A 5,478-nucleotide genomic window follows, 5' to 3' on the forward strand; every position below is an offset into this window, starting at 1 on the left:
ACATACCGCCCCCTCTTTGTCTATATCCGCCCAGTCAATAAAGATCCAGTCACTGCATTTCTTAACAATAAATCCATCTCCGTCTGTTCTTCCAATACAGAATTCCATCAGGCTTTTCATTTTCGGATATATCATCCTCAGAAACGCTTCATCCTCATATCCCTGGTAATACTCATATACACTCATAATCCAGAAAAAAGAGTAGTCCGTAATCGTATTAATATGACACTCTACCGGATCTTTCCCTCTGAGCGCCAGAATCGTCCGTTTGTTAAGGTCTTTATCCTGATAGAGATACTGGTTTATTTTATAAGCCTGGTATGCATCCCCCGACCAGATCCACCGGTCTCTCTTTATTCCATCCAGGAAAAACTCTCTGCTGTTCAAATGGAAGGTATATTCCGATATCTCCCAGATTTTATTTAACAATTCGTCCTGGCTCTGAAACTTTTCTACCGGTTCCAAAGGAAGATATTCTTCAATTGCAGTCACTTCAATTTCGTTTTGGGTCTCCACCAGTATATAGCGGAATGCCCGGCTTCGAAATACCATTTCTTCCTGCACATGTCCGGTCTTCTCATATAGGTAGCACTGTTCTTGATCAAGCGCTTCCATTTTGGATTCCCCATAATAAATGTCCAGTTTCCCTTCTGTTCCCCTGCTTTTGACCACAACCGATGCAAAAATCTCTTTGCCAAAATCATACAGCATCCCATCTTCCAGTCCACTGACCGATTCCGGAAGCCTCTCTTTATATGAAAATGGAAATGTATCAGGCGTTTTATCTTTATCAAAAAACAGTTCATTAAAGCCTGCGGGCACCCATTCATCACTGTACATATTTGCTTCCCAGGTACCATCGCTGGCTGCATTCCCGCCTTCAGCATAGAAAGCCGGAAGCCCCTCAGTGTGATATACCACAGCCAAAAGTTCGTGTTCTCCTTCCGGCAGTAGAACTGCCTCTCCAAACGGATATTTTTTACCGTCCACATCCAAATATCCATTTCCATTTGCATAAGCACAGATCCTGCATACCTTTTCAAATATTGCTTTTTTCCGGAATCTCACATTGTGATAACAATCATCCAGCCTCCAGAAAGCCGGCCACATAATATTTCTTTCTTCTCTTCTGGTATTTACCTTTAACGCGTGATAGATTTCAAAATCGCCCGGATACCAGATCCACCGGGGACTCTGTAAATTTCTGTTATTCTGTGCCTTTATATCTCTGTAATTTTCATTCATTGTTCTACCAACTTTCTAGAGCGTATTTGAAAAATGCTTTCTGGCAGCTGAGCTCATGTTTTTATTTATTCCCGCCTCTGCACGCCCTTCTTCCAGGCAAATTTGCCTGTAACAGAACTCAGCTATGATTATCCCTTAACTGCTCCGTCAACCAAACCTTTCACAATATATTTTTGAGCAAATATAAAGAAAAGAACTACCGGAATCATAGACAACACCGCAGCTGCAAAAGCCAGGTTATAGTTTGAGGAATACTGTCCAAAGAAAACATACTGCTGAATCGGAATTGTTTTCACTGTATCTTTTTGCAGAACCAAAAGGGATACATTGAACTCATTCCAGGTCCAAAGCGTCATCAGCGTTGCAATCGTAAAGGTAATCGGTTTTAAAAGGGGAAAAATGATACTCCAGAATATTTTTCCTCCTGTACACCCTTCCATTTTTGCTGCCTCCTCCAATTCCACGGGAAGTGCTTTTACAAATCCCGTATAAAGCATGACTGCAAAAGGAAGATTCACAGCCGCAACAATGATCATGACACCCACATGGGTATTGAGCATCCCCAATGATTTAAACATCTTATAAATTGGGATCATTACGGTCTGGAAGGGAAGCATCATGGATGCCATTAATACCATTTCATAGATCTTCATGGAACGTTTGTGATAAAACCTGCCGATTGCATATCCGGCAGTAGAAGCACATAATACAATCAGTGCAACCGTACCTACGGTGATAACAATACTGTTTAAAAAGCTCTGGGCAATTTTAGCCTGTTCCGCAGCCTGCGCGAAATTTTCAAAATGCAAGACCTGAGGAAGCCCCAATACATTCCCGGTTGTTTCCTGCGGGGTCTTAAAGGATAATAGAATACTGATTAAAAATGGTGCCAGGAAGACAAGGGCCAGCAGATAAACCACAAGATTCACTGCCATAACGCCGGGTTTAAACTTTTTTCTCATCTAGTACTCCACCTCTCTTTTCCTGAAAAATCTCAGCATTAACGTGCCGATCAGAGCCAGCATAATCATAAATACAAACGATACTGCCTGTCCATATCCAGCCTTCTGGAAAGAAAACAGGTTCTTGTAAATATAAATAGCCAGTGTCTCAGAAGATCCCGCAGGCCCTCCCCCCGTTGCCGCCATTACCGTACCAAATTCCCGGAGTGCGGTGGTAAAGGTTAATGTAATGCAGATCGTAAACGTAGGAATCAGCATGGGCAGTGTCACATAGCGAAATTGCTGCCATAAAGTTGCCCCGTCAATTGCCGATGCCTCATAGTACATATCGGGAATGTTATCCAGCCCCGCCATGTAAATAATCAGATTAGAGCCAACTGCATTCCACAGTGCAATGATAATAATCCCCGGTATTACCGTAGAGGGATTCCCCAAGAGGCTATGTATTCCAAACACCGCAGAGAATACATCTTTGTAAATGAACCCCCATACAAATGCAGCAAGCACAGAACTGAGTACCATTGGGATAAAGAACACCGTTTTCAAAACCTTGCTCCCTTTGATCCATTTGTTTAATAATAACGCCAGAACCAGAGACAGCAGATTATTGAGCGCCGTATATCCGATCCCGTAAATGAATGTATTTTTAATCGGCTGCAGTACACTTTTATCGGTAAAAAATGTTTTGAAATTCTGCAGTCCATTATAGTGGTACGTTTGGGAAATTCCATCCCAATCCGTAAACGCAATGTTAATACCCATAATAAATGGAATTACAATCGCAAAAGTAAATAGAAGGGCAGACGGCAATGCAAATAGAAGATAACTCTTTTTTGATTTCATATTTTCATCCTTTCCGTTCCCTTCATTCTATTTGCTTTCGGCCCCTGCAATACGATCAAACTCTTCATCCAGATTCTTAAGCAATGTCTCCACATCCTTCTCTTCAGACAGCAGGTGTTTGGAAACTAAGGTTTCAAGAGCCGTTCTGTATTCATTGGGGAAATTGTGGTCGATGGAACCCTGGCTGAATGTCTTGCCGCTTTCCACATAAGCATTGATATCCTGCAATGCCGGATCATTTTCCGGTGCCTTTGCGCCCTTTACAATGGTTGGCGTATGGGATAATTCCGAACCTCTGGTAGCCGCTTCCGGAGATGATATATACGCCAGGAATTTCAGTGCTTCTTCTTTATTAGGCGAATCACTGTAAACCCCGGAACCGGATGCTGCCGACTGGATTACCATAACCGTATCATCTGCATTGTTGCTGTAAGGCATCGCAAAGATCCCAAGATTCACATCCGGATTCTTTCCCTGTACATGGGTAACTGCCCAGTTGCCGCATAAAATCATTGCTGCTTTTCCAGTTGCCACCAAATCTCCGGCACCATTCCAGTCAGTTCCAAATGGATCGTCATTGGTATACTGGAAGCGGTCTGTAAAACGGTTAAATTCATCTCTCCACAGATCACTGTCTACAAATTTTTTCTTTCTGGACGTCATATCGGTAATCGCATTTTCATCCTTAGCCAGTACCGATGAAATATAGTCCGTCTGCAGATTTCCGGAAATGCACCAGGCCTCTTTAAATCCATTGGCAATGGGAATAATCCCGGCATCCTGCAGCTTCTGGCATGCGGCGTCAAACTCATCTGTTGTTTTCGGTACCTCCTCAATCCCTGCCTGCTTGAACAAATCTTTGTCATAGGTAACGCACATCGTACCAAATGAATTAGATACTGCCATTACCTTATCATCTACGGTCAGGCTTGCCAGATCCTTTTTATCAAAGTTCTTCATAAATTCTTCGTTGGTAAGATCCGTAAGGTATCCGTTCTTAGCAAAAGATTTTAACAAATCCCCTTCTACATACATGAGGTCCGGTGCATCTCCACTTGCAATTTTCGTCTGTACAGAGGTCACATAATTATCAAAAGCCAGCCTCTGGATATCCACCTTAATATTCGGATTCTCTTCCATAAACTTCTTCGCCATCTCATCTTCCCACTGTGTATCTGTATCCTGACCCGTATTTTTCATCCAGGTAATCGTTACATTCTTATCTTCTTTGTTCCCTGCCTTTGCTTCATTTTGTGCCCCTCCACATCCCGTACACAATCCGGCTAACAATGTACCTACAATTACTGTTGCTACGACTCTTTTCATTTTCCATTCCTCCTGTTTCTTTTGATAGGTATATTGTAAATCCTTTGCATGCAGCGGAACAATTAACAAATTATCCATTTCTTTCACTTTTTACGGATCTTCACCTTTTACGAGTCTTTCACTTTTTACGGGTCTTTCATCTTTTACGGGTTTTAAACTCCTGTACCGTCATATTTGTCATTTTCTTAAAAGTAGTAGAAAAGTATGAGGTATTTTTAAATCCTACTGCCTCCGCGATCTCATATACTTTCATACCGGTATCCGCGATCAGCTCTTTTGCCAGCTCAATCCGGCATCGATTCATATAGGTCACCATATTTTCTCCAGTTTCTTTCTTAAACAGATTAGATAAATAATTTTCGCTGAGCCCTATATACCCCGCCACCTCTTTTAAATTCAGATCCTCTTTAAAATGTTCCTTTATATAATGAACCGCGCGGGATATATCCTTACTATAAACCCTTTTTCCATCCAACATAACCGTATAAACCGGTCTTAAGTATTTATGCAGTGCTTCTGTTTTCCCATAGAAACTGTCTTCTTTCTCCAAAGACTCCTTTAACCCATCCAAATCCCCGGAGGATATTCTCTTAATGGATTTCTTTTTCAGCACCTCCGTATAAATAAAGATGTAAATATCCTGCAACAGTTTATCCAGATATTCCACCCCTGGCTGCACACACAATATTTGCTCCTCCAAATGGTGTAATGCTGCCCTAAGCCCTTCCATATCCTGATGAAGTACTGCATTTTGCAGAGACACATAATCTACATTTACTACCTGCTCTCCCATAGGGATGCTATCAAATCCATAATCATAGATCTGATCCTTCCCCTGATATATACTTCTGCCACAGGCCGCTTCTGCCTGCTTATAAGCCTCACTTATTCCCTCCCACTTATAGCAAAAGTCACTCGCACCCAAGGTAACTTCCTGATATTCCATTTCCTTTAAGTATTGATGAACATCCCTCATGAACTTCTGCTTTTCATCATGTACCTCACTCATGCTCTTGCTGGAACCAAAATCATATATCAAAAATCCGCTGCATTCATCCAACTGACAAAACGCCATTCCCAGGGATCTGATTATTTTTAAATG

Annotated in this window: 4 protein-coding genes and 1 pseudogene; all 5 read right to left on the reverse strand. The window is 41.8% G+C overall.

The window, feature by feature from the left end; all coding sequences use genetic code 11:
* Positions 1-1,245: pseudogene (locus tag ACH2DQ_RS25560) on the reverse strand (alpha-rhamnosidase); the annotation flags it as partial.
* A 128-nt stretch (positions 1,246-1,373) separates the two neighbouring features.
* Entirely contained in the window at positions 1,374-2,207 is an 834-nt protein-coding gene (locus ACH2DQ_RS25565) for a carbohydrate ABC transporter permease (protein ID WP_394915810.1), read from the reverse strand.
* Entirely contained in the window at positions 2,208-3,050 is an 843-nt protein-coding gene (locus tag ACH2DQ_RS25570) for a carbohydrate ABC transporter permease (RefSeq protein WP_394915809.1), read from the reverse strand. It abuts the gene before it with no gap.
* Positions 3,051-3,077: 27 nt separating this feature from the next.
* Positions 3,078-4,376, reverse strand: a complete 1,299-nt coding sequence (locus ACH2DQ_RS25575; RefSeq protein ID WP_394915807.1) for an ABC transporter substrate-binding protein — start codon at positions 4,374-4,376, stop codon at positions 3,078-3,080.
* 136 nt (positions 4,377-4,512) lie between these two features.
* A partial coding sequence (locus tag ACH2DQ_RS25580) for a helix-turn-helix domain-containing protein (RefSeq protein ID WP_395028623.1) occupies positions 4,513-5,478 on the reverse strand: 966 nt, incomplete at its 5' end.

It is taken from the genome of Robinsoniella sp. (assembly GCF_034124845.1).